The organism is Bordetella bronchiseptica, from assembly GCF_900636925.1.
GTDB lineage: Bacteria > Pseudomonadota > Gammaproteobacteria > Burkholderiales > Burkholderiaceae_B > Bordetella > Bordetella pertussis.
Window position 1 is genome coordinate 57,048 of record NZ_LR134326.1, and the last position, 25,990, is coordinate 83,037.

Genomic DNA, 25,990 nt, shown 5'->3' on the forward strand with positions numbered 1-25,990 from the left:
ACGGCCGTGCGGACTTACTGTTTCTGCGCCAGCAGGCGCTGGCATTGCAATTCCTGCTGGGCGATTTCGGCCAGGGTATCTTCGATGTCGCGCTGCTGCTGCTCCAGGGTGGCGCGGTGCTGGGCGAGTATGGTCAGGTAGTGGCGCAGTTGCGGGGCGGTGTCGCCCGGGCCATCGTACATGTCGATCAGGCTGCGGATCTCCGACAGCAACAGGCCCAGCCGCTTGCCGCGCAGGGCCAGCTTCAGGCGCGCGCGGTCGCGCGTGCTGTAGACGCGGTTGCGGCCATCGCGCAAAGGGCTGACGATGCCCTGGTCTTCGTAGAAACGAATCGTGCGTGGCGTAATGTCGAACTCGCGTGCGAGTTCGGAGATGGTCCAGGTAGACATGAGCGTTTGGCAGTTTACGTAAACGTAAATTATGATGAGTTGAAGCAGGCGTCAAGCCAATACAGGGAGAGGCAATGAATCCGAACGAGCAGAAACTGCAGTATCCGTGGGACCAGACACAACCCGAGCCCGGCGTGGCCCTCGTGGTGGCCGAAGGGGTGAAGTGGATACGGATGCCGCTGCCGTTCGCCCTGGACCACATCAACCTGTGGCTGCTGCGTGACGAGATCGACGGCCGCCAGGGCTGGACCATCGTCGATTGCGGCATCGCGCGCGACGAAGTGAAGACGATCTGGGAGCAGGTGTTCGAGAACGAACTGGAAGGCCTGCCGGTGCTGCGCGTGCTGGTGACCCACATGCACCCCGACCACATCGGGCTGGCGCACTGGCTGTGCGAGCGCTGGAATGCGCCGCTGTGGATCAGCATGACCGATTTCATGGTGGCCAGCCTGTGGTCGCGGCGTACCGATGGCGGCGCCTCGGGCGGCCAGGCCGCGGTCGAGCACTTTGCCCGCCACGGGCTGACCGACACGGATGCGCAGGAGCAGATCCGCCAGCGCGCCGGCTATTACCCCAACCTGGTGCCCGCCGTGCCGTCGCGCTACACGCGCCTGCTGCATGGCGACGAGGTCGCCATCGGCGGACACCCCTGGCGCGTCATCGTGGGTTATGGGCATGCGCCCGAGCATGTGTCCCTGTTCAGCCCCGCGCACAAGGTGCTGATCTCGGGCGACATGGTGCTGCCGCGCATTTCGACCAACGTCAGCGTGTTCGACCACGAGCCGGACGCCAATCCGCTGCCGCTGTACTTGCGCTCGCTCGATCGCTACGACGATCTGCCGGCCGATACCGTGGTGCTGCCTTCGCATGGCCGTCCGTTCGTCGGGCTGCACGAACGCATCGCCCAGCAGCACGCGCACCACGACGAGCGCCTGGCTGAAGTCCTGCAGGCCTGTGCGACGCCGCAGTCGACGGCCGATATCGTCCCGGTACTGTTCAAGCGCAAGCTGGACCTGCATCAGCTGACCTTCGCCATGGGCGAGGCACTGGCGCACCTGCACGCGCTGTATTTCGAAGGCAAGCTCAAGCGCCGCACCGATGCCGACGGCATCGTGCGTTTCCAGGCGGCGTAGCGGGCGCGCCTGCTGCGGGCAGGCTAGCGGCTGGCGGTTGCCAGCCGCAGCGCCAGGCCGATGAATACCAGCCCGGCCAGGCGGTTGAGCCAGCGCTGGGCGCGCGCCGAGCGCTGCAGCAAGCGGCCGAAGCCGCCCGAGAACACGGCGATCGCGCCGAACACCAGCAGCGTGGCCAGCATGAAGACCGCACCCAGCTCGACGATCTGCCAGCCCATGGGCCCGGCCTCGGGCCGCGTGAACTGGGGCAGGAACGCGAAGAAGAACAACAGCACCTTGGGATTGGTGAGGTTCATGATGATGCCGCGCCGGTACAGCGCGCCGCGCGCCAGCGGCTCGGGCCGCTGTCCGCCGCCGCCGCCCGCGGGCGCGCGCAATACCTGCCAGGCGAGGTAGGCCAGGTAGGCGGCCCCCGCCAGCTTCAGCGCCGTGAAGGCGGCCGGCGAGGCGGCGAATACGGCGGCCAGCCCGACCGCCACCGCGGCGGTGTGGCCCAGCAGGCCGGTGCATAGCCCCAGCACGACGAACAGCCCCGCGGCCCGGCCCCAGATGGCCGATTGCATCAGCACGAACAGATTGTCCGGGCCGGGCGTCAGCGCCAGCAGGACGGCGATGCCGAAAAACGCGGTCAAGGTGTCGAAAGGCAGCATGGTGGCGGCTCGAGGGCAAGCGCCCGCCCGTGGCGGGCCGTCACTGGCATCATACGGGCAAACCCGCTGCCGCATGAGCTGATTGCCCGCGGTAATGACGGGGTGCGGTACGCTTCGCATTCAAAGGCCGGCCGCCGCCGCCCTCGTCCCGCCCGCTACTTGCCTACCCGAACATGACCGACGAATCCCGCCACATCGACACCCTGCTCCAGCACCTGGGCACTGCGCCCTTCGACCCCGATACCGGCGCCGCCCCGGTCAACCTGCCGTCGATGCGCGCCAGCACGGTGCGCTTTCGTGACCTGGCCGCGCTGGAACAGGCGCAGCGCCGCAAGGCCGGCGGCGACCGGGCCGTGACCTATGGCCGGATGGGCATGGATACGCATGCGGCGCTGGAACACGTGTTCAAGGAGCTGGAAGCCGGCACGCACTGCTACCTGGCGTCTTCGGGCATGGGCGCCGTCACGATGGCGTTTCTGTCGCTGCTGTCGGCCGGCGAGCATGCGCTGGTGGCCGATTGCGTCTATGGCCCGGTCTACGAACTGGACAACGCGGTGCTCAAGCGCATGGGTATCGAGCTGACCTTCTTCGCGCCCGGCGACGACCTGCAGGCGCTGGTGCGTCCCAACACCCGTCTGCTGTATGTCGAGTCGCCGGGGTCGCTGCTGTTCCAGATGCTGGATCTGCCCGCGCTGGCCGAGTTCGCGCGCCGCAACCAGCTGGTGCTGGCCACCGACAACACCTGGGGCTCGGGCTACATCTATCGCCCGCTGGAACTGGGCGCGCAGGTTTCGGTGATCGCCGGCACCAAGTACGTGGGCGGCCACTCCGACCTGATGCTGGGCGCGGTGGTTACCAATGACGAGGCCGTGGCGCAGCGCCTGAACCGCACGCAGTACGCCATGGGCTACTCGGTCAGCGCCGACGATGCCTGGCTGGCGTTGCGCGGCGTGCGTACGCTGCCGATACGCATGGCCCAGCACGCGCGCCACGCCCAGCGCGTGTGCGAGTTCCTGCAGGGCCGTCCCGAGGTCGCGCGCATCTACCATCCGGCCTGGCCTCAGGACCCCGGCCACGCGCTGTGGCTGCGCGACTGCTCCGGCTCCAACGGCATGCTGGCGGTCGAGCTGCGCCTGTCGCAGCCCGCGGCGCGCGTGTTCGTCGAGTCGCTGCAGCTGTTCGGCATCGGCTTCTCGTGGGGCGGCTTCGAAAGCCTGGTGCAGCTGGTCACGCCCGGGGAGCTGGCCCGCCACCGCTATTGGCAGGGCGGCGGCAATGCGCTGGTGCGGCTGCATATCGGGCTGGAGTCGCCCGAGGATGTCATTGCCGACCTGACCCAGGCGCTGGCGCGCGCAGCCTCGGCCTGAGAACGGCGCGGCCCCATCAACGACAAAGCCTCCGCATGGACGGAGGCTTTGTGGCGTCGGGGGCGGCCGGGGCCGCCCTGCCTACTTGCGGGACTGGACGATGAGCTGGTCCACCACCTTCAGGGCGCCGGCGTAGTCGTTGCCGGCCAGCACGGGCGAAGTCATGTAGCGGCCGCCCACGGCAAAAGCCGGGGTGCCATCGATATGGGCGGCCTCGGCCAGCTGGGAGGCGCGCTGCACTTGCGTCTGCACGCTGAACGAATCGAATACCGAATCGAACTTGGCGCGGTCCACGCCCTGGCTGGCGGCCCATTCGCCCATGGCTTTCTTGTCGAACAGGCGCTTGCGCTCGGTGTGGATGGCGGTAAAGACCTTGGGGTGCAGGTCGGGGCGCTCGAGCGCCTGCAGCGTGTAGTAGAGCTGCTGCAGCGGCTTCATGCCGGCGTTGAAGGCGATGGGCACCTGCTTGAGCACCACGTCCTGGGGCGCGGTCTTGGCCCAGTCCTCGACCATGGGTTCGATGGCGGCGCAGTGCGGGCAGGTGTAGGCGAAGAACTCCAGGACTTCGATCTTGCCCGGGGTGTCGGACGGCATCGGCGGGTTGATGTTCACGTACTGCTGCGCGCCCTGGGCCTGGGTGGCGGGCGCGAACAGGGTCGTCGCGGCCAGGGCGGCGGCGGCCAGGAGACGGGTAAACGTGGTCGACTGCATCTCGAATTCCTGAGTTAAAGCGTTACAGACTGCGGATGCCGCGGGGAAGTTCCATGGCGATTCATTGTCGCACCACCGCGGATTTGATGTCGTTCTCGCCCAGCCTGCTGCGGGCGCGATTCATGTCGTCCAGGCGTCCGAATGGACCGACGCGCACCCGGTTGACCTGTACGCCGTTGACTTCGGCGCGCTGCATGACCACCGGCAATCCCAGCAGGATGATGCGCGCCCGCAGGGCTTCGGCGTCTTCGAGCACCCGATAGGCGCCGGCCTGCAGGAAATAGGTGCCGGATGCCGGCGCGGCCGGCGTTGCGCTGGCCGCGGGGGCGGCCGGCTTGGCGGACTTGGCCGCCGGGGCGGGCGTGGCGGCGGGGGCGGGAGCGCGGTCCAGGTTGGGCAGGGTGGCGATCAGCGCACCCAGGTCGTCCGGTTGCCTGGACGGCGCGCCGGGCGTTACGCCAGGCAGCGGCGACGGCGCGGTGGCGGTCGGTCCGGTGGGCGGCGTGCCGGCTGCCCCGTCCCGTCCGTACAACCCCTGGTTGGGGTCGGGCGCGTTGCGCGGATCGGGCAGCTTGCCCTGGTCGGGCTGGCGGGTGGCCCGGTCGACGAACGGCATGGGCGCCTTGGTCACGTAGAACGCGACAGCGGCGGCGACGATCAGGCCGATCAGCAGGCCGGCCAGCACACCGTACATGGTGCTGCCGCGCTCCTTGGAGCGCCGGGTCGATTTACGCTTGGTGGCCATGTGCGGGGGTTACATCCGGTCCGGGGCCGAGACGCCCAGCAGGGCCAGGCCGTTGGCCAGCACCTGGCGCGTGGTCGCGGCCAGCCGCAGGCGCGCCAGCTTCAGGGCTGGTTCGTCGACCAGCACCCGTTCGGCGTTGTACCAGGCGTGGAAGTCGGAGGCGCAATCGCGCAGCCAGAACGCCACGTGGTGCGGCGCCAGCTCTTGCGCGGCCAGCGCCACCACCTGGGGAAACTCGGCCAGGCGCTGCAGCAGCGCGTATTCGGACGGCGCGGTCAGCAGCGCCGTGTCGGCCTGCGCGATCTCTGCGGCGCTCGCGCCCGAATTGCCGATCATGGTGCAGATGCGGGCGTGCGCGTACTGGATGTAGTAGACCGGATTCTCGTCGCTCTTGGACAGGGCCAGGTCGATGTCGAACACGAACTCCGTATCGGCGCGGCGCTGGATCAGGAAATAGCGCACCGCGTCGCGGCCGACCCAGTCGATCAGGTCGCGCATGGTGACGTAGCTGCCGGCGCGCTTGGAAATCTTGACCTCCTCGCCGCCGCGCATCACCTTGACCATCTTGTGCAGCACGTAGGCCGGGAAATCCTTGGGGATGCCGGCTTCCAGCCCCTGCAGGCCGGCGCGCACGCGCGCCACGGTGCCGTGGTGGTCGCTGCCCTGGATATTGACCGCGTGGTGAAAGCCGCGCTCCCACTTGACCTTGTGATAGGCCACGTCGGGCACGAAGTAGGTATAGCCGCCCTCGCTCTTGCGCATCACGCGGTCTTTGTCGTCGCCGGTGCCCAGCTCGGTGGTGCGCAGCCACAGCGCGCCGCCTTCCTCGTAGGTGTGGCCCTTGGCGACCAGCGTGTCGACCGTTTCCTGGACGCGGCCCGAGGCGTACAGGCTGCTTTCCAGGAAGTAGTTGTCGAAGGCCAGGCCGAAAGCCTGCAGGTCCAGGTCCTGCTCGCGGCGCAGGTAAGCGACGGCGAAGGCGCGGATATCGTCCAGGCTGTCGAGATCGCCGGTGGCCGTGACCGGCTGTCCGTCGGAGGCCTGCACCGACTTGCGCGCCGCGAAATCGCGCGCGATTTCGACGATGTAGTCGCCCTTGTAGCCGTCGGCGGGGTAGTCCGGCGCGTCCGGCGCGATGCCGCGGCCGCGCGCCTGCACGCTGATGGCCAGGTTGTCGATCTGGTTGCCGGCATCGTTGTAGTAGAACTCGCGAGTGACGTCCCAGCCGCTGGCGTCATACAGGCGGCAGATGGCATCGCCCAGCGCTGCCTGGCGGGCATGGCCGACGTGCAGCGGGCCGGTCGGGTTGGCCGAGACGAACTCGACCAGTACTTTCTCGCCATTGCGCGGCGCGCGGCCGTAGGCGTCGGCCTGGCTGGCCACTGCCTGTACCACCGCCTGCCGGGCAGCTGGGGTGAGGCGGAAATTGATGAAGCCCGGGCCGGCGATCTCGGCATCCTGGATCAGTTCGCGCGCCTGCGGCTGCGCCATCAGCGCATCGACGATGCCCTGGGCCAGCTCGCGCGGGTTGCGGCGCGCCGGCTTGGCCAGCTGCATGGCCACGTTGGTGGCGATATCGCCGTGCGCCGCGACCTTGGGGCGCTCGAGCTGGACTTGGGCTTGCGCCTCGGGCAGGCATTGCGCGACGGCGGCCTGGATCAGGGAAATCAGTTGTTTTTGTTGCTCGAGGAGCATGGGCAATCGGCAGAATGGTAAGTGGCGGCGGCAGGTCTGGCGCGCCGCGGGGCGGGCGGACCCGCCGGGCGGCCGCCCTGGCGTCTGGCGGAGGTGTCCGCGCAAGCGGGACGGTCGGCGACGCGGGACGTACCGGCAGTCATGACGGTCATGGAAGATGCCTAGATCATAGCTGAATTGGGCTGCAATCCGGCCGTCCGGGACCGCATCGGGGTGTCGGGCCGTGCAGTTGGCAGTCCGCGCAGCTTGCGGTAGTGTATGAAATTATCCGTATGGGAGTCCGCAACATGCTCATTACATTCCATTCCAAGGTCGCGGCCGAGGTTCTCATGCGCACCGACGATGCTGCGCCCCTGCTGCGCGCCGCCGGCAAGAGCTTTCGCGACGCCATTCCGGAGCGCGGCGTGTTCACCGCGGACCAGCTGCAATCGGCCATCACCGGGCTGGAGCGCGCCATTGCCGCCGCCGATCGCAGCCCGCCCGACGATGACGAGCCTCATCCCGACAAGGAGCCGGTGCATCCGATCGAGCTCGCCGTGGGCCTGCACCAGCGCGCCTTTCCGCTGCTGGACATGATGAGGAAGACTGCCGCGGCCGGGGCCGACCTGACCTGGGAAGTCTCGCGCGGCTGGTAGCGCAATGTCGCAAGCCTGACATTTTCCGCGCGGGTTCTTGCGCATACTGTGCGCAGGGATGCCCCCGCGCCACCACCAGGAGATCCGTCGATGCGCAGCGAAGTGACCGTTGTTTTCGATGCCCGCCGCACCGTCGACCTGAGCGTCGACGTCGAACCCTCGGTGCAGGCGGCCGCCGCCGCGCGCGACTGGTTCGACAGCGCCTGGGAAATGCTCGGCTGCGAGCCGCTGCGCCCCAGCGGCAAGGTGCTGTTGCTGGACAAGATCCTGGGCGTGGCCGATGCGCTGGGCTACGACACCCTGTCGGGCGACGCCAAGGAAAGCCGCGAGTTCGCCGAACAGGCCGCGCTGGCCCTGGGCAAGGCCCGCATCGTGGTGGATCTGCCCGGGCTGATGGTAGGCCATTAACCATACCCGGGAGCCTGTCCCCGCAGGGGGACTGGCTCCCGCGGATTGCATGAGTGCCTGTCCCCCTTCCGGGGACAGGCACCCATGCTCCATCCGGGGACAGGCACCCGTCCTCCTTCAGCGTATCCCCGCGCGCATGAACGATTGCACGAACTGGCGCTGGAACAGCAGGAAGCCGACCAGCAGCGGCGCGGCCGACAGCAGCGTGGCGGCGGTGATGACCGACCAGTCGATGCCCTGGTCGGTCGACGAGAACACCTGCAGGCCGACGGTGAGCGGGCGCGATTCGACCGAGTTGGTGATGATCAGCGGCCACAGGAAGTTGTTCCAGTGGTGGCTGACCGATACCAGGCCGTAGGCCACGTAGATGGGACGCGCCAGCGGCACATAGACTTTCATGAGCACTTGCCAGGGGCTGGCGCCCTCGACCCGCGCCGCTTCCTCCAGTTCGCGCGGCACGGTCTTGAAGGTCTGGCGCAGCAGGAAGATGCCGAAGGCCGAGGCGAAGTACGGCAAGCCGACCGCGAACACCGTATCGCGCACCCCCAGCAGGCTCATCGAGCGGTAGTTCTCCACCAGCAGCACGTCCGGCATCACCATCAGCTGCAGCAGCACCAGCATGAACACGAAGTCGCGGCCGCGGAACTCGAAGCGCGCGAAGGCGTAGCCCGCCAACGTGGACAGCACCAGCTGCGCGGCCAGCACCATGGTGACCAGCAGGAAGGTGTTGAGAAAATAGCGCGGAAACGGCGCGGCGTTCCAGGCGCGCGCGAAGTTCTCCAGCGTCAGCGGGGCCAGCAGGTCGAAGCGCGTGGCGTAGGCCGGCGGATGAAACGCCGCCCAGGCCGCGTAGGCCAGCGGCAGTATCCACAGCAGGCCCAGCAGCCAGGCCCCGAGCGTATCCAGCGTGCGGTTCATTGATAGTGTGTCCTGCGGTCCAGCCAGCGGAACTTGATGAGCGCGGTGGCCGCCAGCACGGCAAGCAGCACCACGGTCAGCGTGGCCGCGTAGGCGGTGTCCCAGAAGCTGAAACCGACCTGATAGATGTAGAACAGCAGCAGCGTGCTGGCATTATCGGGGCCGCCGCGTGTCATGACCACGACGTGGTCGACCAGCCGGAACGCATTGATCAGGGCGTTGACCAGCACGAACAGCGTCGTGGGCATCAGCAGCGGCCACAGCACGCGCCGGAAATACTGCCAGCGCGAGGCGCCTTCGAGCATGGCGGCCTCGCGCAGCGAGGGCGACACCGTCTGCAGGGCGGCCAGGTAGAAGATCATGAAAAAGCCCGACTCCTTCCACACGGTCACCATCATCAACGCCGGCAAGGCGGTGTCGCGGCTGCCCAGCCAGTTGGGGCCGGCCAGGCCGAACCACTGCATGACTTGCGCAATCAGTCCGTACTGCGGCGTGTAGAAGAACAGCCAGATATTGGCCACCGCCACCATGGGCAGCACGGTGGGGGTGAAGTACGCCATGCGCAGGAAGCCGCGACCGTGCAGCTTGCCGTTGACCCACAGCGCCATGGCCAGCGCGATGGCGATCGAGGTCGGGATCGTACCCAGCGCGAACCACAGGTTGTTCCACAGCGACTGCCAGAAGACCGGGTCGTCGCGCAGCAGCGCGTAGTTCTCCAGCCCCACGAAGCGCGCCGGCCGGCTGCCCTTGGGAGTGGAGAAGAAGCTGTGCCACAGCGTGGCCAGCGCCGGGTAGTGGGTGAAGGCGGCCAGCAGGACGACGGCTGGCAGCAACAGCAGCCAGCCGTACACCGCTTGCGTCGTGCGGCTCATGCGCTGCGCATCACTTGTACGAGCGCAGCACGCGATCGGCTTCGCGCTGCGCGTCCGTCAGGGCCTGCTGCGGCGTCTTGGAGCCGGTCAGCGCGGCCTGCAGCGCATCGTTGAGCACCTTGGTCACGCGCTGGTTCTCGTGGGTGGAGAACTCGGCCACGCTGACCTCCAGTTGGTCGCGCGCCACCGTGGCTGCCGGCACTTCCTGGGCGTACTTCTTCATGCGCTCGGTCTGCCAGGCGGCGGGCGTCACCGCCACGTAACCGGTGGCGATGCTCCAGTCGGCGGCGCGCTCGGGCGTGGTGGCCCATTGGGCGAACTTCAGCGCGGCCTGCTGCTGCGCCGGCGTGCCGCTCTTGAAGATGTAGAAGTTGCCGCCGCCGGTGGGGCTGCCGCCGCGTTTTTTCTTGGGCATCATCGCCACGCCGAACGGGAAGTCGGCGTTCTTGCGGATGTTGGTGAGATTGCCCGTGGTGGTCCAGACGATGGCGGCTTTCTTCTCGAGGAAGTCCTTGGGCGTGGTGCCCCAGTCGATGGTGCCCTTGGGCATGACGCCGTGCTTGACCGACAGATCCTGCCAGAACTGCGCCGCCTCGACCACGGCCGGCTTGTCCAGGTACACCTGGCTGCCTTCCTCGTTCATGAGGATGGCGTCGTTGGGCGTGGTCAGCGCCTGGAACAGCCAATAGGCGAAGGCGCCGCCCGACGGGATCTTGATGCCCCACTGCGAGACGTTGCCGTTGGCGTCCTTCTTGGTCAGCTTCTTGCCGTACTCGACCAGTTCGTCCCAGGTGGCCGGCGCGCGCTCGGGATCCAGGCCGGCCTCCTTGAACAGGTCCTTGTTGTAGTACATGACGATGGTCGAGCGCTGGAACGGCACGCCCCACACGTGGCCGCCGGTGCGGCTGTTCTGCATGAAGGCGTCGTAGAAGCCGCCCAGCCATTTCTTGTCGGCATCGCTCTTGGCCAGGCCGTCGACGGGCACGATGGCGTCTTCGTCGATCAGCGTGAACATGTCGGTCGACAGCAGCACGGCCAGCTGCGGCGGCGTGCCGCCCTTCAACGCGGTCAACGCCTTGGCGATCGAATCCTGGTAGGTGCCGGCGTAGATCGGCTTGATGCGGATATCGGGATTTTCCTTGTGGAAATCCGCCACCATGTCGTCGACGATCTTGGTGATGGGGCCGCCCACGGCCACCGGATAGTAGAACTCGACTTCGACGGGCTGTTGCGCCTGCGCCGGCAGCGCCAGGAAGGCACCGGCCAGGCCGGCGGCGAGGGTTTTGAGAACAATGCGTCGCATGGGGGCTTTCCTAAAAAATCGGCGCGCTGTGCGTCCGGTGGTTCACAGAACCGCCGCGTCGGCGGCGAAGAAATGCTGTCGTTCGTCGGGCCAGGCCAGGCCGACCGCCGTGCCCGGCGCGCTGCGCAGGTGGCCATTGACCCGCACCGCCACGCCGCCGCACGAACCCAGGCGGCATACCGCCACCGAATCGGCGCCGAAATATTCCACGCTTTCGATGACGGCCGGCATGCCGTCGGCATCGATGCGGATGTGTTCGGGCCGCAGGCCCAGCGTGACGGCGCCGGCCGGCGCGTTCGCCAGGGCCGGCCCCTGGGTGCCGGCGACGACGGGCCGGCCGTCGTGCGTGTCCAGGGCGATCAGGTTCATGGGGGGCGTACCGATGAAGCGCGCCGCGAATTCGGTGGCCGGCCGCGCGTACAGGCCATCCGGCGTATCGAGCTGCTCGATGCGCCCGCCGCGCATCAGCACCACCTGGTCGGCCATGCTCATGGCCTCGGTCTGGTCGTGGGTGACGTAGACCATGGTGATGCCAAGCTCCTGCTGCAGCGCGCGGATTTCGCGCCGCATGTCATGGCGCAGCTGTGCGTCCAGGTTCGACAGGGGCTCGTCCATCAGGCATACCGGCGCCTCCGAGATTACCGCGCGCCCCAGCGCCACGCGCTGCTGCTGGCCGCCCGACAACTGGGCCGGCTTGCGGTCCAGCAAGGCTTGCAGGCCCAGCAGCCCGGCCACGCGCGCAAGCCGCCGTTCGTAGTCGCGCGCGGGCTCCTTGCGCACCTTCAGGCCGAACAGGATGTTCTCGCGCACGCTCAGGTGCGGGAACAATGCGTACGACTGGAACACCATCGAGATGCGCCGCTTGGCTGGCGGCAGGTCGGTGACGTCACGGTCGCCGATGCGGATCCGGCCGGAGGTGGGCGTATCCAGCCCGGCGATCATGCGCAGCGTGGTCGACTTGCCGCATCCCGAGGGACCGAGCAGAACCGTGAAGCTGCCGGCCGGCGCCGTGAAGCTGACGCCGGAGATCGCCGCGGCTTCGCCGTATTGCTTGGTAAGGTCGTCCAGAACGAGATGAGACATGCCATTTCTTGTTTGTTGCGCGGAAGCTCAATTCTGGCCGCAAATGAAATCCTTTTCATTCTGCGGTGCAAACATGACGCCGCCATGTCAGCGGCGGCGCTTGTTTCACTCGTCGATCAGTTCCCCGCCCTCGTGGAACGGATACGGCCCCGGATAGCTCTCGATATAGGCATGGTGCGTCACGAGCGCGCCATCGCGCCATTCGTGCAGGTGAAAGCCGGGCGGTTCCATGACGAACGCCGACGGGCCGTCGGGCCGCAGATCCAGCGCGACCTGGTGGGCCGGGCTGGGGCAGGTGGAAGCGATCGTGCCGCCGAAACGCTGGAAAATGGTGCGGTGCAAATGGCCGCACATGATGCGTTCGACGTTGGAATGGCGTGCGACCAGGGCCTCCAGCTCGGGCGCGCCGGCCAGCAGGCCGATGGCATCCATGTGGGCGATGCCGGTGCGAAACGGCGGATGATGCATCACGATGACGGTCGGACGGCCGGGTTGTTCGGCCAGCCGTTGCGCCAGCCATTGCAGGCGGCGTTCGCACAATGCGCCGTGGCTTTGCTGCGGCACCACCGTGTCGAGCACGATGAAGCGCAGCGGCTGGTCCTCGATGGTGTATTGCACGAACTCGCCGGCCTCGCGCAAGTAAGGGTGATCGGCGAAGGTGGCGGCAAGCTGGACGCGGTCGTCATGATTGCCGGGCAGTACATGGTAAGGCGCGCGCAGCGCGTCGAGCATCTGCTTGAGGTGCGCGTATTCCTGCGGGCGCCCGAAGTCGGTCAGGTCGCCGCTGACGATGACCAGGTCCGGCGCCGGCTCCAGGCGGTTGAGCGCCGCCACGGCCGGCGGCAGGTAGCGGTCGGTCTCGACCACGCGATAGGCCTTCTGGCCCGGCATGCGGATGTGCAGGTCGCTGATTTGGGCGATAAGCATGGCGTTCGATGTTCCAGGAAATTCAATGGGCCGCCAGCACCACGCTGACGGACTGGCCGGTCTGATAGGTGCTGTCGGGCGCCGCGATGGCGGCGAACTGCTGGCCGTCGTCGAGGCCGATTTCGTAGCGTACCGAGCCGCCCAGGAAGAAGCGGGCCAGCACGCGAGCGTGCAGCGCTCCGTCGCACGGCGCCTGCAGGCGGGCGTGATGCGGGCGGAATGCCAGCGGTTCGTCGCCGGCAACCAGCAGGCCGTCGCGCGTGGCCGCGCGGACGCGGCACAGCGTGCCCAGGAACTCGCCGACGAAGTCGGTGGCGGGCTCGCGGTACAGCGTTTCGGCATGGCCGATCTGTTCCAGCCGGCCCGCCGACATGACCGCGATGCGATCGCCCAGCATCATGGCCTCGTCCTGGTCATGCGTGACGATGATGGTGGTGATGTCCAGGCCGCGCAGCATCTGCGCCAGTTCGACGCGCAGGTGCTCGCGCAGCTTGGCGTCCAGCGCGGTCAGGGGTTCGTCCAGCAGCAGCACGCGCGGCTCGATGGCCAGCGCGCGCGCCAGCGCCACGCGCTGGCGCTGGCCGCCGGAAAGCTGCGAGATGCGGCGTCCGGCCAGGGCCTGCAGCTGTACCAGTTCCAGCATCTGCCGCACGCGCGCCGTGCGCGCCGCCTCGGCCATGCCGCGTACGCGCAGGCCATAGCCGACGTTGTCGGCCACCGTCATGTTGGGAAACAGCGCATAGCTCTGGAACACCACGCCAACTCCCCGCGCTTCCGGGGCGAGCGCGGTGACGTCTTCGTCGCCATAGAGGATGCGGGTGCCGGCGTCGGGCTGCTCCAGGCCGCAGATCAGCCGCAGCAGCGTGGTCTTGCCACAGCCCGAGGGCCCCAGCAGTGCGAGAATCTCGCCGCCCGGAATGTGCAGGTCCAGCGCCTGCAGCGCGCGCGAGCCGTCCGGCCAGGTCTTGGCGCAGTTTTCCAGCGTGATCGATACAGAGGCGCTCATGTTGCGGTCTTCTCGTTGGTAATGGGAGCATTGGCGGCATTGCGTTCGCCGCGGGCGGCCAGCCATTGCAGGCCGACCAGCAGCGGCATCAGCATCAGCAGGAACACCAGGGTATAAGCCGAGGCGATCTCCAGCCGCATGGACGCATAGCTGTCGGCCAGGCCGACCGGCAGCGTCTTGGTCAACGGCGTGTGCAACAGCCAGGTGAGATTGAATTCGCCGATCGACAGCGTCAGCACGGTCAGCGCGCCGGTCACGATACCTGGCGCCGCGTTGGGCACGACCACGGTCAGGAAGCGGCGCAGCCGCGACGCGCCGAGCGTGGCGGCTGCCTCGTCCAGCGTGGCGAGATCGGCGCCGGCCATGCTGGCGCGGGTGGCCCGCACCATGAAGGGCAGCGTGAAAAGCACGTGGCCGATCACGATGAACCAGATGCTGCCGCGCAGGCCGCTGACCGTGCCCCAGGACACGATCAGCGCCAGCGCCGAGGCCAGCCCCGGCACGGCCACCGGCAGGGTCAGCAGTTCCTCGAGCGCGCGCGCCATCCGGCCGTGGTGCAGCGTCAGGACCCAGGCCGCCGGCACCCCGGTCAGCGTACAGACCAACAGGGTCAGCAGCGCCACGGCGAACGAGCGCCAGATCGTATCGGCGTACAGATCCCAGACTTCGATCACCCAGCGCAGGGTCAGGCCGCTTTCCAGGCCCACGAAGTAGTTGCGCGTCAGGCCGGCCAGCACGGACAGCACCACCGGGCCGATCAGGAACGCGGCCACCGCCAGCGTGACGGTCAGGCCCAGGCGGGCGTCGGTCTTGGAATACATCGCGGACATGCCGGCCTCCCTCAAGCGCCCGCGCCGGCGCGCGCGCCGGCCAGGCTGTGTGCGGCATACAGCACCGCCCAGGTTGCCAGGCCCAGCACGATGGACAGCGCCGCCGCCACCGGAATATTGGCGTAGTTGGTGAATTCGTTATAGATCGTCAAAGGCAGCACGTCGATCTGCGTGGCCAGCGTGAACGCCGTGCCGAAGGCCCCCATGCTGGTGGCGAAGCTCATGGCGCCGGCGCCCAGCAGCGCGGGCGTGAGCGCGGGCAGCTCGATATCGACGAAGCGGCGCCACGGCCGCGCGCCCAGCGTGCGGGCCGCCTCCAGCAGGCTGACGTCGATCTGCTGCGCCGCCGCGGAAATCATGCCGATGGTGCGCGGCAGCGAAAAATACAGGTAGCCCAGGAACAGCCCGCCCATGCCGTAGGCGAACACCATGGGCTCGCCGGTCATCCATTCGGTCAGCGAGCCGATGACGCCCTGGCGGCCGGCCAGCAGGATGATCAGGAAACCCACCACCACGCCGGGAAACGCCAGCGGGAACATCAGCAGCGCGACCAGCGCGCGGCGTCCGGGGAACTCGCGGTGCCAGGCCAGGAAGCGGCCGATCGGCAGCGACAGCAACAGCGTGGCCAGCGTGGCGACCAGCGACAGCGCCACGGTATTGAACAGGCTGCGCCAGTACTGCGGGCTGGTGACCACGATGTAATACGCCGAGTGGCCTTCCTCGACGGTGGCGCCGGTCAGCGCCAGGCTGGCCATGGGCAGCAGCCAGAAGGCCAGGAACAGCGCCGCGGCCGGCGCAGCGAACAACAGCCATCCGCGGCGCTGCATATCAATTCACCTCTTTGGCGTAGCGTTCGGAGAAGCCGCGCTGGGCCGCCGACATCTTCACGTAGTCCACCGTACCGGCGCGCGCGTATTCGCTGGCGGGCAGGAACTTCTTCTGCGCCTCGGCCGAGATCGCCTCGGCACGGACCGGGCGCAGGAAGGCATTGGCCCAGATGGCCTGTCCGCGTTCGGACAGCGTGAAATCCAGCACCTTGCGGCCGTTGTCCGCATGCGGCGCGTTGGCCACCAGGCTCATCACGTACGGGACGGCGATGGTTCCTTCGGCCGGGATGACGAAGTCGACGTTGGCCTCGTCCTTGTACTTGGCGCGATAGGCGTTGAAGTCATAGTCGATCAGGATCGGGATTTCGCCCGACAGCACGCGCGCATAGGCGGTCTGCTTGGGCACGATGGGCCGGTTGGCGCGCATCTTCTTGAACCAGTCGATGGCGGGATCGAAGTTGTCCAGCGTGCCGCCCAGCGCGCGGTTCAGCGCCACGGCGCCGACATAGCCGACGAAGGCCGAGGCCGGATCCAGGTAGCCCACCATGCCGCGGTACTCGGGCTTTTGCAGGTCGGCCCACGACTTGGGCACCGGCTTGCCGCGCAAGGCGTCGACATTGACCATGAAGCCCAGCGTGCCGGAGTGGATGGCGAACCATTTGCCGTCGGGATCCTTCATGCCGTCGGGGATTGCGTCCCAATGCGCCGGCTTGTAGCTTTGCACCAGCCCGTCCTTGTCGGCCTGGATGCCGAACGTGACGCCGTAGTACACCACGTCGGCCACCGGGTTGGCCTTTTCGGCGGCGATCGACGCCAATGCCTGCCCCGAGTTCTTGTTGTCGCCGGGCACCGTAATGCCGGTGGCCTCCTTGATGGCCTTGAGCTGGGTGGCCCAGTCGGCCCATTCGGGCGGACAGTTGTAGCAGATGGCGTTCTGCGCCTGGGCGGCGCCGGCGCCGATCGCCAACGCCAGCAGCGTGCCGCGCAACGCGGCCTGGATGATGCGTTTCATGGTGAGGGTTCCTCTTCGGGGCGTGGGGCGGCGGCGACGGTGCCGCCAGGGAAGATGCGATAGGGCAGGCGCGCCGATTCGATCGGCACGCCCTGTTCCATGTGGGCCAGCAGGCGGGCGCACGCGGCCGCGCCGATGTCGCGGCTCGGTTGCGCGACGGTGCACAGCGTGGGCACCATCAATGCGCCGATCGCCACGCCGTCGAAGCCGCACACCGAGATGTCGCGCGGCACGCGCAGGCCCAGTTCGACCAGATGCGCGATGACGGCCGTGGCCAGCAGATCGTTGGAGCAGAACAGCGCGGTAGGGGCATGGGCGGCCTGCACGGCCTGCTGCAGGGTGGACAGGTTCGAGGCGGTGTGCGTGGGCATGGCCAGGTGCGCCACAGGTTCCAGCCCCAGCGTGCGGGCCGCGGCGCGCGCGCCTTCGAGGCGGCGCCGCGCCCGGTCCGAGGCGGCCAGCGGCCCGGTCACCAGCGCGATGCGGCGGTGTCCCAGATCGGCCAGGCGTTGCACCATGTCGCGCGCGGCGGCGCGGTTGTCGACCGACACAAAAGGGTGCGACCCCGATTCGTTATAGGCCAGCACATGCGGCACCTGCGCCTGTTCGAGGGCTTGCAGCGTGGCATTGCGGGCAGGGTTGCCGACGGTCAGGATCAGGCCGTCGATCTGGTGGTCGATCAGCGCCTGCACGGCGTCGGCCTCGATCGCGGGCTGGTAGTTGGTCGTCGCCATCATGACGCTGTAGCCGGCGCGGCGTGCATACTGTTCGGCGCCCTCGAAGCAATCGGCGAATACCGGGTTGGTCAGCGTGGGCAGCAGCAGGCCGATGGTGCGCGAGCGGCCGGCGCGCAGGCTGCGGCCCACGCGGTTGGGCCGAAAGCCGCTGCGTTGCGCGACCGCTTCGATATGCGCGAGCGTATCGGGCTTGAGCAGCGCGGGCTGGTTGAAGGCGCGCGATACCGTGGCGGGAGATACGCCCGCCTTGCGGGCGATCTCGATGATGGATGGTCGGCCTGGCGGCTTGCGGCTCACAGCGTGCCTCGCGAGGAATTGTCACGATGAAAACGATTTCATTCTAGGCATGCAGCATGACAACGATGTGTCACGGCGCCACCTTAGTCGAAATTTCCCAAAGCGCCAACGACATTGCATCGTGCAGTGCCGCAAGTTTTGCGCCATGCGCCGGGTTGCTTCTACACTCGAAGCGCGGCGCGCGCGTTCCGAAAACAAATATTGCGGCGCCGCGCATATTGCAATCCGAGTCGTGCATAAAGACATCATTGGGGAATGGGGAAAGCGATGAACCTGAATCGCATCAGCGCGTCCGAGGCCGCGCGCCTGCTGAATCGGCGCGACCTGACGGCCGAGCAATTGGCGCGGGCCTGTCTGGCTCGCATCGAGCAGCGCGAGCCGGATGTCCAGGCCTGGACCGCGCTGCGTCCGGACGCCGTGCTGGCCGCCGCGCGCGAACTCGACCGTGGCCCGATACGCGGCGTGCTGCACGGCCTGCCGCTGGGCGTGAAGGATATGTTCGACACAGCCGATCTGCCCACCGCCTATGGGTCCGGCATCTACCAATCGCATCAGCCGCGCGCCGACGCCGCCGCGGTCGCGCTGTGCCGCGACGCGGGCGCGTTGGTGCTGGGCAAGACCGCCACCACCGAGTTCGCCACCTACCACCCCGGCCCCACGCGCAATCCGCGCAACACGGCCTATACGCCGGGCGGCTCGTCCAGCGGGTCGGCCGCGGCCGTGGCCGACGACATGGTGCCGCTGGCGCTGGGCACGCAAACTGCCGGCTCGGTGATACGGCCGGCCGCGTACTGCGGCGTGGTGGGCTACAAGCCCAGTTTCGGACGCATTTCGCGCGCCGGCCTGAAATCGCTGGCCGAAACGCTCGATACCGTCGGCATGTTCGCGCGCAGCGTCGACGACGTGGCCTTGCTGGCCTCGGTCTTGATGCGCGATGCGCGGCTGCGCGAATTGCGCTATGACGGCACCCCGCGCGTGGCCATGTTCCGCAGCCCGCAATGGCGCCATACCCTGCCCGAAACGCGTGCAGCGTTCGAGCGCGCCGCGCGCGCGCTTTCGCAGGCGGGCGCCGTCGTGGAGGAGCTGGCGCCGCCGCCCAACGAGGATTGCGGGCTGGCGCAGCTGCATAGCGATGTGATGGCCTACGAGGCCGCGCAGGCGCTGGCTTTCGAACGCATCCACTACCCATCGCAACTGAGCACCAAGCTGGCGGCGATGCTGGAGGCCGGCGCCGCGCTGACCGCCGAGCAATACCTGGCCCACCTGGCGCAGGCGGGGCAGGCGCGCGCGAAAGTGGCCGAATGGCTGCAGCGCTACGACGTGCTGCTGGCGCCCAGCGCTACCGGCGAGGCGCCGTTCTACGACCAGGGCACCGGCGATCCGCTGTTCTGCCGGGCCTGGACCTTGTTCGGCGTACCGTGCGTGCACCTGCCGTTCGCGCAAGGGCCGCAAGGCTTGCCGGTGGGGCTGCAGGTCGTGGGAGGGTTTCGCGACGACCAGCGCCTGCTGGCGATCGCGCGCTGGATGAATGGCGTGCTGGCGGCGGATTGACGCTGCCGGGGTAGAGGGTGCCGGTCCCCGCACGGGGAGCGACTCCTGCGGCAAGGGTGCCTGTCCCCGCCGGGACAGGCACACTGCTGTACGCCATGCGGCAGGAGTGCCTGTCCCGGCGGGGACGGGCACCCGAGGGGTTACGCGGCGACGGCTTCGGTTTCGGTGGCTTGCGTGGCGGCGACGTGATGGCGGTTGACGGCGCCCAGCACAGCCTTGAAGGAGGCAGTGACGATGTCGCGGTCGATGCCTACGCCGAAGCCGGTGGGCGAATCGCCAACGCGCACTTCCACGTAGCAGGCGGCGCGGGTGTCGGTGCCGGTGCCGATGGCGTGCTCGTGGTAGTCCATGATGCGCACAGGCACGTCCAGCGCCGCCACGAAGGCCGAGATCGCGCCGTCGCCGCTACCCTTCACGATGCGGCGCTCGCCGTTGAAGCTGAGTTCGGCCTCGATGCTGAAGTGCTTGCCCTCGCCGGCCGACGGATCGCCGTCGATACGGTGGCGGACCAGCTGCCAGGGCTGCTGCTGCGCCAGGTATTCGCTGTCGAAGATCGTGTAGACGTCGTCCGAGGATACCTCGCGGCCGGTTTCGTCGGTAACGCGCTGGATGGCGCGGCTGAATTCGATCTGCAGGCGGCGCGGCAAGACCAGGCCGTGCTCCTGTTCGAGCAGGTAGGACACCCCGCCCTTGCCCGATTGGCTGTTGACGCGGATGACGGCGTCATAGCTGCGGCCCAGGTCGGCAGGGTCGATCGGCAGGTAAGGCACTTCCCAGGGAGCGTCGGCCTGCTGTTGCGCGAAGCCCTTCTTGATGGCGTCCTGGTGCGAGCCGGAGAATGCCGTGAAGACCAGGTCGCCCGCGTACGGATGGCGCGGATGGACCGGCAACTGGTTGCAGTACTCGGCGCAGCGGCGCACTTCGTCGATGTCGGAGAAGTCCAGGCCGGGGTGCACGCCCTGCGTATAGAGGTTGAGCGCCAGCGTGACCAGGTCGACGTTGCCGGTGCGCTCGCCGCTGCCGAACAGGCAGCCCTCGATGCGGTCGGCGCCGGCCATCACGGCGAATTCGGCGGCCGCCACGGCGGTGCCGCGGTCATTGTGCGGGTGCACGCTCAACACGATGCTGTCGCGGCGCGCGAGGTTCTTGTGCATCCACTCGATCTGGTCGGCGTACATGTTGGGCGAAGTCGCCTCGATGGTGGCCGGCAGGTTGAGCACCATCTTGCGCTGGGGCGTGGCGTCCCATTCGTCGGCCACCGCGTTGGAGACGTCGAGCGCGAATTCGGGCTCGGTGGTGCTGAAGACTTCGGGCGAGTACTCGTAGCGCCATTGCGTTTGCGGGTACTTCGCCATGTACTGCTTGACCATGCGCGTGCCGGTGACCGCGATGTTCTTGATTTCGTCGCGGCTCATGTTGAACACGATCTTGCGGAAAGCCGGAGCGCAGGCGTTGTACAGGTGGATCATGGCCTGCCTGGCGCCGGCGGCGGCCTCGACGGTGCGGCTGATGAGATCTTCGCGCGACTGGGTCAGGACGATGATGGTGACGTCGTCCGGGATGCGCTTTTCATCGATCAGCTTGCGCACGAAGTCGAAGTCGGTTTGCGACGCCGAAGGGAAGCCCACTTCGATTTCCTTGAAGCCGATCTTCACCAGCTGCTCGAAAAAACGCACCTTGCGTTCGACGCTCATGGGCTCGATCAGCGACTGGTTGCCGTCGCGCAAGTCGGTGCTCATCCAGATGGGCGGCTGGGTGATGCGGCGGCTGGGCCAGGTGCGCTCGGCGAAGTCGCGCGCAAAGGGTTGGAACGGTACGTATTTGGTGGCGGGGTTGGCGAGCATCATCAGTACACCTCGATCGGTTTCTTGTGAATCCCGTAGAGCCAGCGGTAATGGCGTCGGCCATGGTGACGGCCGCGCATGGGGCTGGCCCACTGCATTGCGTTGGTCGTTTCGCGGGCAGTTTGGCCGTAAATCGGCCGGATTCAGTTTAATAAAACGGGGGAAAACGCGTGTGGCGAGCGTACGGCTGCCGAGCTACCACGGGGCACTAGGCCCGGCAACCGATCGGTAGGCGTAGTAGCGATAGGGCGGTGGGGGACACCGCGAGACGCAGGCCGGCCACGGCCGCATTGGAGCGGTCGTAGGCAATCGCGAGGAAGGTGCGTTGGGCGGCCATAACCTATAGTCAAACACATTTCCCGGCGCAGCGCAAATGTAAACGGCGCGCCAGGGCGCGCCGTCAGGCCGGTCCGGGATGCGCCCAGGCGCTCAGCGCGCCGGCCCGATATGCGGCTCGGCGAGCCTGGGCTCGACCGCGCGCGGTTCGGTAATCCGCGGCTCGGCATGGCGTGCCGCGCCGGGGCGCTCGTCGGGGCCCGGCCGGTGCGCCGGCGCATCCAGGATGCCGGATTGCTCGCGCACCAGCGCGATCTTGCCGATGCGGTTATGCCGCAGTTCGGTGTGGGCGCGTTGCAGATCGCCCACGGTGAGCGGTTCTTCGCGCTCGCCCCACACCCAGCGCAGCACGTCCAGGACCTCCGGCGAGAGCCGCGGCGCCAGGTCGGACAGCACGTCGGTGGGGACCACGGCGGCGCGGCCGGCGGCGATGCTGGATCCCAGCCAGGCGCGTATGGAGAAAAACACGATCAGCGACCAGATCGCCACCACGCCCCACCAGAAGTAGGGGTTGACGCGGGTCAGCATGTCGACGGTTTGCTGGCCCAGGGCATGCATGCCCTCGAACGACAGCGACTTGCCGAAGGCCAGCAGCCAGGCGGCCACGAGCAGCCAGATGACGGCGGCGATGGCGACCACCACGACCCGGAATATCAGGCGGGGGAGCGCCAGTTTCAACAAGGCCTGGCCGATCAGGCGGCCGTCCTGGCGGATGCGTTCGGGCGAAGTGGGATTCATCATGCAAAATATTGTACCTATGACTCGTCCCGCGCTAGAACTTCGTCCTGGTCAACATTTGACGTTGACCCCTCAACTGCAACAGTCGATCCGGCTGTTGCAGCTGTCGTCGCTGGAGCTGGAGGCCGAACTGTCGCAGGCGCTGGCCGAGAATCCGTTGCTGGAACGCGACGAAGATCCGGCGCGCGAGGAGCAGGCCGACCCCGAGCGCGAGGCCTCGGTCGAGGCCGACGAGGCGCCGGATACCGAACTGCGCCTGGACGAGATGCCCGGTTCGGGCGGCGTTCTTCCCGACGACGACAGCGACCTGCCGCAGGCGGCGCGCCCGGATACCCTGCGCGAACACCTGCTGGGGCAGCTGGCGCTGACGCGCGCCGCGCCGCGCGATGCGGCGCTGTGCGGTCTGCTGATCGACGAACTGGACGAGAACGGCTACCTGGATTCGCCCCTGGAAGAGATCCTGACCTGGCTGCCGGCCGAGGCGCAGGCCGACCTGGACGAGCTGCGCGCGGCGCTGGCATTGCTGCAGTCGTTCGATCCGGCAGGCATCGGCGCGCGCGACATGGCCGAATGCCTGCAGCTGCAGTTGCGCCAGCCCGATCCGGCGCGCCTGCCCGAGGCGGCCGATGCCGAGGTGCTGGCCTGTGCGCGGCGCATCTGCGCGCAGCATCTGCCCTTGCTGGCCACCGGCAACGTGGCCCGTGTGCGCGAGGCCGTGCAATGCGACGAGGCGGTCGTGCGCGCCGCGCATGCGCTGATCCTGCGCCTGGAACCGCGGCCGGGCCGCGCCTGGACGGTGCCGGCGGCCGATTACGCCATTCCCGACGTGATCGTGCGCCGTACCCGCCAGGGCTGGCAGGCGGTGCTCAACAGCGCCGTCGTGCCGCGGCTGCATGTCAATGCCGTCTATGCGCAAGTGCTGGGCGGCCAGCGCCAGGGCGGCAACGCCGGCCTGCAGGCGCAGCTGCAACAGGCGCGCTGGATGATACGCAACGTGGAGCAGCGCTTCGACACCATCCTGCGCGTGGCGCAGGCGATCGTGGCGCATCAGCAGGCGTTCTTCACCCAGGGGCCGGCGGCCATGCGGCCGCTGATCCTCAAGGACATCGCCGGCGAACTGGATCTGCACGAATCGACCATTTCGCGCGCGACGACGCAGAAGTACATGCTCACACCGTTCGGTACGCTGGAGCTCAAGCGCTTCTTTGGCGCGGGCGTGTCCACCGATGGCGGAGACGCCACCTCGGCCACCGCGGTGCAGGCGGTGATCCGCCAGATGGTGGCCGACGAGGATCGCGCCAAGCCCTTGTCGGACAGCCAGATCATGCAGCGCCTGGCCGACCAGGGCATCGTCATTGCCCGCCGCACGGTGGCCAAGTACCGCGAGGCGCTGCGGATTGCGCCAGCGACGCTGCGCAAGGCCCACGCCGCGGGTCGTTAGGACGCCTCCTAATTTGTCCCTGATTTCAGGTAGTTAGCTGCGGGATTCGTTGCAAATTTGCCGCTCGGAGCAGCTTGCGCGTGACAGAATAATTGCCGATAATTGTTCTCATGTACATTTGCATATGTAATGCCGTTACCGAACGCCAAGTCCGCGCCTGCGTGGACGCGGGCGCGGCTACGCTGGGCGATCTCCAGTTCGAACTGGGCGTGGCCACGTGCTGCGGCTGCTGCGCGGCAACCGCCACCGAGTACCTGCCCGGCGGGCGGGCCTCGAGCGTGTGCGAAGTGCGGTCGGTCGCCGTTCCGGTCAACCCGCCCGCGGCGCTCGAGCCCGTAGGCACGCCCCAACCGGCGGCCAACGGCTTTCCGATTCCCCTCGTCGCCGTCGCCTGAGCGACGCGGCGCCTTGCGCCAGCCGGCTCATGCCGCCTGGCGCAATTTATCGTCCCCACAGAAGTCCATGATCAGGCGGGCCAGTTCGTGCACCGCCCGCGAGCCCGTATCGCTCATGCACAGCGCCAGCTCGCTGGGCGCCGGGCGCGGCAGCAAGGCGTCGCAGCGCGCCATCGCGGGTGTCTGACAGCGCTGCTCCAGCAAGGCCACGCCCAATCCGCCCTCCACCGCCGCCTGCAGCCCTGACAGGTTGGGACTTTCGTATGCGATGCGCCAGCGCCGGCCGGCGCTCTCCAGCGCATGGATGGCGCGGTTGCGGTACTGGCAGCCCTGCGGGAACGCGACCAGGGCAATCGGGTCGGGCAGCGTGGCGGGGCCGCCGGCCGCGCACAGCCAGTGCAGGCGCTCGGGCCACGCCGCCAGGCTCGGGCCGGCGCCGGGCTCGCGCTTGAGCAGGACCAGGTCCAGTTCGCCGCGGGCCTGGGCCCGGTGCAGGTTGGCGCTGAGATCGCAGCGCATCGACAGCCGTACCTGCGGATGCCGGCGGGCGAAGTCGGCCACCATGTGCGTCAGCCGGGTGACCGCCAGGTCGTCGGGCAGGCCCAGCCGCACGACCTCCAGCCGCCGCTCGCCGCTGACCACCTCGCGGATTTCGTTGGAAAGCGCCAGCATGCGCCGCGCATAGCCCAGCAGCCGCTCGCCGTCCTCGGTCAGCCGCACGCCGCGCCCTTCGCGGATGAACAGCGCACATCCCAGCGCGTCTTCCAGCTTGCGGATCTGCTGGCTGACGGTCGATTGGGTGCGGTGCACGCGTTCGCCCGCACGGGTGAAGCCGCCGGCGTCGACGACGGAAACAAAGCTGTGCAGCAGGTCCAGGTCCACGGCGGTTCGCTCCGGAAAATGCATCGGTTTTTCAAATACTTTTGATCCAAATAAAGAATTTGTCAATGGATCGGGCCGCTCGCAGAATGCAGGCTAGGGTCGCCGCTGGCGGCCGGCAACGGGAAGCCATCATGAAGACCACATCGGCCGCGGCAGCGGCAGGCGCCTGGCGCGGCGCGCCGGACCGCGCGGCCACGCCCTGGGGCGCCATCGCCGTGTTCTGCCTCTTGTGGAGTTCGGCCTTTGCCGCGGCCAAGATCGCCGTGCACGATGGCCCGCCACTGGTGTTGCTGAGCGCGCGCTTCCTGCTTGCCGGCGTGCTGCTGCTGGCGGTGGCGCGCCTGGGCGCGGGATGGCGCCCGCCCGCGCCGCGCGAGCTGGCCGTGCTGGCACTGCTGGGCGTGCTCAACAATGCGCTCTACCTGGGGTTGAGCTGGACGGGCTTGACCACCGTGTCATCGGCCTTCATGGCGGTGCTGATCAGCACCAATCCCTTGTTGATCGGCATTCTGGCCGGACCGGTGCTGGGCGAGCGGCTTGGCTGGCGCAAGCTGGCGGGCCTGTGCCTGGGGCTGCTGGGCGTGGCGCTGGTGTTGCGTTCGCGCCTGTCCGGCATGCACGAAGACCTGCACGGCACCCTGCTGGCCGGCGGCGCGCTGCTCGCGCTGGTCGCCGGAACGCTGCTGTACAAGCGCATGGCGCCAGCCGCCGGCCTGTGGACGGCAACCGGCGTGCAGTCGCTGGCAGGCGGGCTGGCGCTGCTGCCAGTGGCGCTGAGCCTGGAAAGCGTGGCGGACGTGCGCCTGACGGCGGGCCTGGTCGGCAGCATGGCCTACATGGTCGTGGCGGTGTCGATGGGCGGTTACTACCTGTGGTTCCTGATCCTCGGCCGCGCCAGCGCCACGTCGGCCAGCGCCCTGCATTTCCTGATGCCGCCCCTGGGCCTGCTGTTCGGCTGGGCCTTGCTGGGCGAGCCGGTCTCGCGCCTGGACCTGCTGGGTATCGTGCCGATTGCGCTGGGGATCTGGCTTGCGACACGGCGCGGGCGGGCCACGGGCTGATTTGTGGCCGCGCGCCAACGGCGCGCGCGAGCGATCGTGCGCCATGCGCGGGCACCGCATTCGGGCGGGCCCGCGGCGCGCGCCACGGCGCAATTCGCGGCGCGCATGGCGCCGCAAGCCGCATCAGGCATGGCGCATGCATGCGGCCTGTCGAATACGCATACTCATTCTCATTGTCTTGACGCTTTCAGATTGCG

General features: G+C 68.1%; 26 protein-coding genes. 8 read left to right on the plus strand and 18 right to left on the minus strand.

Annotation, left to right across the window (positions count from 1 at the left end):
- Positions 1-14: 14 nt before the first annotated feature.
- Positions 15-389 carry a MerR family transcriptional regulator gene (locus EL288_RS00230; protein WP_003815949.1) on the minus strand — a complete coding sequence of 125 codons (375 nt, stop codon included), beginning with the start codon at positions 387-389 and terminating at the stop codon, positions 15-17.
- 74 nt (positions 390-463) lie between these two features.
- Here EL288_RS00230 and EL288_RS00235 point away from each other — a divergent pair, with 74 nt between their 5' ends.
- A complete protein-coding gene (locus EL288_RS00235; protein WP_003815946.1) occupies positions 464-1,522 on the plus strand; it encodes an MBL fold metallo-hydrolase in 1,059 nt (352 codons plus the stop codon).
- A gap of 23 nt (positions 1,523-1,545) precedes the next feature.
- Here the strand turns inward: EL288_RS00235 and EL288_RS00240 are convergent, their stop codons facing one another.
- Entirely contained in the window at positions 1,546-2,172 is a 627-nt protein-coding gene (locus EL288_RS00240; RefSeq protein ID WP_033448965.1) for a LysE family translocator, read from the minus strand.
- Positions 2,173-2,345: 173 nt separating this feature from the next.
- Between EL288_RS00240 and metC the strand changes: the two genes are divergently transcribed.
- Positions 2,346-3,539, plus strand: coding sequence for a cystathionine beta-lyase (gene metC, locus EL288_RS00245; RefSeq protein ID WP_003815941.1), 1,194 nt, complete (start codon positions 2,346-2,348; stop codon positions 3,537-3,539).
- Between the two features lie 81 nt (positions 3,540-3,620).
- Here metC and EL288_RS00250 read toward each other — a convergent pair whose 3' ends face one another.
- From EL288_RS00250 to argS, 3 genes are all read right to left on the minus strand, one after another.
- Positions 3,621-4,250, minus strand: coding sequence for a thiol:disulfide interchange protein DsbA/DsbL (locus EL288_RS00250; protein WP_003815939.1), 630 nt, complete (start codon positions 4,248-4,250; stop codon positions 3,621-3,623).
- 61 nt (positions 4,251-4,311) lie between these two features.
- Positions 4,312-4,995, minus strand: a complete 684-nt coding sequence (locus EL288_RS00255) for an SPOR domain-containing protein (RefSeq protein WP_010927242.1) — start codon at positions 4,993-4,995, stop codon at positions 4,312-4,314.
- 9 nt (positions 4,996-5,004) lie between these two features.
- Positions 5,005-6,690: an arginine--tRNA ligase gene (gene argS, locus EL288_RS00260; RefSeq protein WP_003815935.1), complete on the minus strand. Its 1,686-nt coding sequence runs from the start codon at positions 6,688-6,690 to the stop codon at positions 5,005-5,007.
- A 287-nt stretch (positions 6,691-6,977) separates the two neighbouring features.
- Between argS and EL288_RS00265 the strand changes: the two genes are divergently transcribed.
- Together EL288_RS00265 and EL288_RS00270 are read left to right on the plus strand one after the other, a co-directional pair.
- Positions 6,978-7,325, plus strand: coding sequence for a DUF1840 domain-containing protein (locus tag EL288_RS00265; protein ID WP_003815933.1), 348 nt, complete (start codon positions 6,978-6,980; stop codon positions 7,323-7,325).
- 90 nt (positions 7,326-7,415) lie between these two features.
- Entirely contained in the window at positions 7,416-7,733 is a 318-nt protein-coding gene (locus EL288_RS00270; protein ID WP_003815930.1) for a hypothetical protein, read from the plus strand.
- Positions 7,734-7,850: 117 nt separating this feature from the next.
- Here EL288_RS00270 and EL288_RS00275 read toward each other — a convergent pair whose 3' ends face one another.
- The 10 genes from EL288_RS00275 to EL288_RS00320 form a co-directional block, all read right to left on the minus strand.
- On the minus strand, positions 7,851-8,651 hold the full coding sequence (locus tag EL288_RS00275) for a carbohydrate ABC transporter permease (RefSeq protein WP_003815929.1): 801 nt from the start codon (positions 8,649-8,651) through the stop codon (positions 7,851-7,853).
- Positions 8,648-9,523: a carbohydrate ABC transporter permease gene (locus tag EL288_RS00280; protein ID WP_003815927.1), complete on the minus strand. Its 876-nt coding sequence runs from the start codon at positions 9,521-9,523 to the stop codon at positions 8,648-8,650. Before EL288_RS00280 ends, EL288_RS00275 begins: the two co-directional genes overlap by 4 nt.
- Positions 9,524-9,533: 10 nt before the next feature.
- Positions 9,534-10,826 carry an ABC transporter substrate-binding protein gene (locus tag EL288_RS00285; RefSeq protein WP_003815926.1) on the minus strand — a complete coding sequence of 431 codons (1,293 nt, stop codon included), beginning with the start codon at positions 10,824-10,826 and terminating at the stop codon, positions 9,534-9,536.
- A gap of 42 nt (positions 10,827-10,868) precedes the next feature.
- The gene (locus EL288_RS00290; RefSeq protein WP_010929634.1) at positions 10,869-11,909 is read right to left on the minus strand and encodes an ABC transporter ATP-binding protein; all 1,041 of its coding nucleotides are present in this window, start codon (positions 11,907-11,909) and stop codon (positions 10,869-10,871) included.
- 105 nt (positions 11,910-12,014) lie between these two features.
- Positions 12,015-12,836 (minus strand): phosphodiesterase, encoded by an 822-nt coding sequence (locus EL288_RS00295; protein ID WP_003815921.1) that lies wholly within the window; start codon positions 12,834-12,836, stop codon positions 12,015-12,017.
- Between the two features lie 22 nt (positions 12,837-12,858).
- On the minus strand, positions 12,859-13,842 hold the full coding sequence (locus EL288_RS00300) for an ABC transporter ATP-binding protein (RefSeq protein WP_003815920.1): 984 nt from the start codon (positions 13,840-13,842) through the stop codon (positions 12,859-12,861).
- Positions 13,839-14,672 carry an ABC transporter permease gene (locus EL288_RS00305; RefSeq protein ID WP_003815918.1) on the minus strand — a complete coding sequence of 278 codons (834 nt, stop codon included), beginning with the start codon at positions 14,670-14,672 and terminating at the stop codon, positions 13,839-13,841. The genes EL288_RS00300 and EL288_RS00305 overlap by 4 nt, the downstream gene beginning before the upstream one ends.
- An 11-nt stretch (positions 14,673-14,683) precedes the next feature.
- Positions 14,684-15,499 (minus strand): ABC transporter permease, encoded by an 816-nt coding sequence (locus EL288_RS00310; RefSeq protein ID WP_003815917.1) that lies wholly within the window; start codon positions 15,497-15,499, stop codon positions 14,684-14,686.
- 1 nt (position 15,500) lies between these two features.
- Complete coding sequence (locus EL288_RS00315; RefSeq protein ID WP_003815914.1) at positions 15,501-16,511, minus strand: ABC transporter substrate-binding protein; 1,011 nt, start codon at positions 16,509-16,511, stop codon at positions 15,501-15,503.
- Positions 16,508-17,545 carry a substrate-binding domain-containing protein gene (locus tag EL288_RS00320; protein ID WP_003815913.1) on the minus strand — a complete coding sequence of 346 codons (1,038 nt, stop codon included), beginning with the start codon at positions 17,543-17,545 and terminating at the stop codon, positions 16,508-16,510. Before EL288_RS00320 ends, EL288_RS00315 begins: the two co-directional genes overlap by 4 nt.
- A 267-nt stretch (positions 17,546-17,812) precedes the next feature.
- Between EL288_RS00320 and EL288_RS00325 the strand changes: the two genes are divergently transcribed.
- Positions 17,813-19,096, plus strand: a complete 1,284-nt coding sequence (locus EL288_RS00325) for an amidase (protein WP_080707662.1) — start codon at positions 17,813-17,815, stop codon at positions 19,094-19,096.
- A 140-nt stretch (positions 19,097-19,236) separates the two neighbouring features.
- Here EL288_RS00325 and leuA read toward each other — a convergent pair whose 3' ends face one another.
- Positions 19,237-20,943: a 2-isopropylmalate synthase gene (gene leuA / locus EL288_RS00330; protein WP_003815908.1), complete on the minus strand. Its 1,707-nt coding sequence runs from the start codon at positions 20,941-20,943 to the stop codon at positions 19,237-19,239.
- A 426-nt stretch (positions 20,944-21,369) separates the two neighbouring features.
- Positions 21,370-22,017, minus strand: a complete 648-nt coding sequence (locus EL288_RS00335; RefSeq protein WP_003815907.1) for a hypothetical protein — start codon at positions 22,015-22,017, stop codon at positions 21,370-21,372.
- A gap of 16 nt (positions 22,018-22,033) precedes the next feature.
- Here EL288_RS00335 and rpoN point away from each other — a divergent pair, with 16 nt between their 5' ends.
- A complete protein-coding gene (gene rpoN, locus EL288_RS00340) occupies positions 22,034-23,455 on the plus strand; it encodes an RNA polymerase factor sigma-54 (protein WP_439329922.1) in 1,422 nt (473 codons plus the stop codon).
- 92 nt (positions 23,456-23,547) lie between these two features.
- On the plus strand, positions 23,548-23,850 hold the full coding sequence (locus EL288_RS00345; RefSeq protein ID WP_003815905.1) for a (2Fe-2S)-binding protein: 303 nt from the start codon (positions 23,548-23,550) through the stop codon (positions 23,848-23,850).
- A 27-nt stretch (positions 23,851-23,877) separates the two neighbouring features.
- Here the strand turns inward: EL288_RS00345 and EL288_RS00350 are convergent, their stop codons facing one another.
- On the minus strand, positions 23,878-24,756 hold the full coding sequence (locus tag EL288_RS00350; protein ID WP_003815902.1) for a LysR substrate-binding domain-containing protein: 879 nt from the start codon (positions 24,754-24,756) through the stop codon (positions 23,878-23,880).
- A gap of 107 nt (positions 24,757-24,863) precedes the next feature.
- On the opposite strand from EL288_RS00350, the gene EL288_RS00355 reads away from it, so the two are divergent.
- Positions 24,864-25,793 (plus strand): DMT family transporter, encoded by a 930-nt coding sequence (locus EL288_RS00355; protein ID WP_010927239.1) that lies wholly within the window; start codon positions 24,864-24,866, stop codon positions 25,791-25,793.
- Positions 25,794-25,990: the final 197 nt, after the last annotated feature.

Coding starts and splice junctions, on each gene's coding strand:
- EL288_RS00310 (WP_003815917.1), bottom strand. CDS start 15,499: ATGCAGCGCCGCGGATGGCTGTTGTTCGCTGCGCCGGCCGCGGCGCTG.
- EL288_RS00255 (WP_010927242.1), bottom strand. CDS start 4,995: ATGGCCACCAAGCGTAAATCGACCCGGCGCTCCAAGGAGCGCGGCAGC.
- EL288_RS00305 (WP_003815918.1), bottom strand. CDS start 14,672: ATGTCCGCGATGTATTCCAAGACCGACGCCCGCCTGGGCCTGACCGTC.
- EL288_RS00235 (WP_003815946.1), top strand. CDS start 464: ATGAATCCGAACGAGCAGAAACTGCAGTATCCGTGGGACCAGACACAA.
- EL288_RS00295 (WP_003815921.1), bottom strand. CDS start 12,836: ATGCTTATCGCCCAAATCAGCGACCTGCACATCCGCATGCCGGGCCAG.
- EL288_RS00355 (WP_010927239.1), top strand. CDS start 24,864: ATGAAGACCACATCGGCCGCGGCAGCGGCAGGCGCCTGGCGCGGCGCG.
- EL288_RS00285 (WP_003815926.1), bottom strand. CDS start 10,826: ATGCGACGCATTGTTCTCAAAACCCTCGCCGCCGGCCTGGCCGGTGCC.
- EL288_RS00265 (WP_003815933.1), top strand. CDS start 6,978: ATGCTCATTACATTCCATTCCAAGGTCGCGGCCGAGGTTCTCATGCGC.
- metC (WP_003815941.1), top strand. CDS start 2,346: ATGACCGACGAATCCCGCCACATCGACACCCTGCTCCAGCACCTGGGC.
- EL288_RS00250 (WP_003815939.1), bottom strand. CDS start 4,250: ATGCAGTCGACCACGTTTACCCGTCTCCTGGCCGCCGCCGCCCTGGCC.
- argS (WP_003815935.1), bottom strand. CDS start 6,690: ATGCTCCTCGAGCAACAAAAACAACTGATTTCCCTGATCCAGGCCGCC.
- EL288_RS00230 (WP_003815949.1), bottom strand. CDS start 389: ATGTCTACCTGGACCATCTCCGAACTCGCACGCGAGTTCGACATTACG.
- EL288_RS00300 (WP_003815920.1), bottom strand. CDS start 13,842: ATGAGCGCCTCTGTATCGATCACGCTGGAAAACTGCGCCAAGACCTGG.
- EL288_RS00270 (WP_003815930.1), top strand. CDS start 7,416: ATGCGCAGCGAAGTGACCGTTGTTTTCGATGCCCGCCGCACCGTCGAC.
- EL288_RS00350 (WP_003815902.1), bottom strand. CDS start 24,756: ATGCATTTTCCGGAGCGAACCGCCGTGGACCTGGACCTGCTGCACAGC.
- EL288_RS00240 (WP_033448965.1), bottom strand. CDS start 2,172: ATGCTGCCTTTCGACACCTTGACCGCGTTTTTCGGCATCGCCGTCCTG.
- EL288_RS00325 (WP_080707662.1), top strand. CDS start 17,813: ATGAACCTGAATCGCATCAGCGCGTCCGAGGCCGCGCGCCTGCTGAAT.
- EL288_RS00280 (WP_003815927.1), bottom strand. CDS start 9,523: ATGAGCCGCACGACGCAAGCGGTGTACGGCTGGCTGCTGTTGCTGCCA.
- rpoN (WP_439329922.1), top strand. CDS start 22,034: ATGACTCGTCCCGCGCTAGAACTTCGTCCTGGTCAACATTTGACGTTG.
- EL288_RS00315 (WP_003815914.1), bottom strand. CDS start 16,511: ATGAAACGCATCATCCAGGCCGCGTTGCGCGGCACGCTGCTGGCGTTG.
- leuA (WP_003815908.1), bottom strand. CDS start 20,943: ATGATGCTCGCCAACCCCGCCACCAAATACGTACCGTTCCAACCCTTT.
- EL288_RS00290 (WP_010929634.1), bottom strand. CDS start 11,909: ATGTCTCATCTCGTTCTGGACGACCTTACCAAGCAATACGGCGAAGCC.
- EL288_RS00335 (WP_003815907.1), bottom strand. CDS start 22,017: ATGATGAATCCCACTTCGCCCGAACGCATCCGCCAGGACGGCCGCCTG.
- EL288_RS00275 (WP_003815929.1), bottom strand. CDS start 8,651: ATGAACCGCACGCTGGATACGCTCGGGGCCTGGCTGCTGGGCCTGCTG.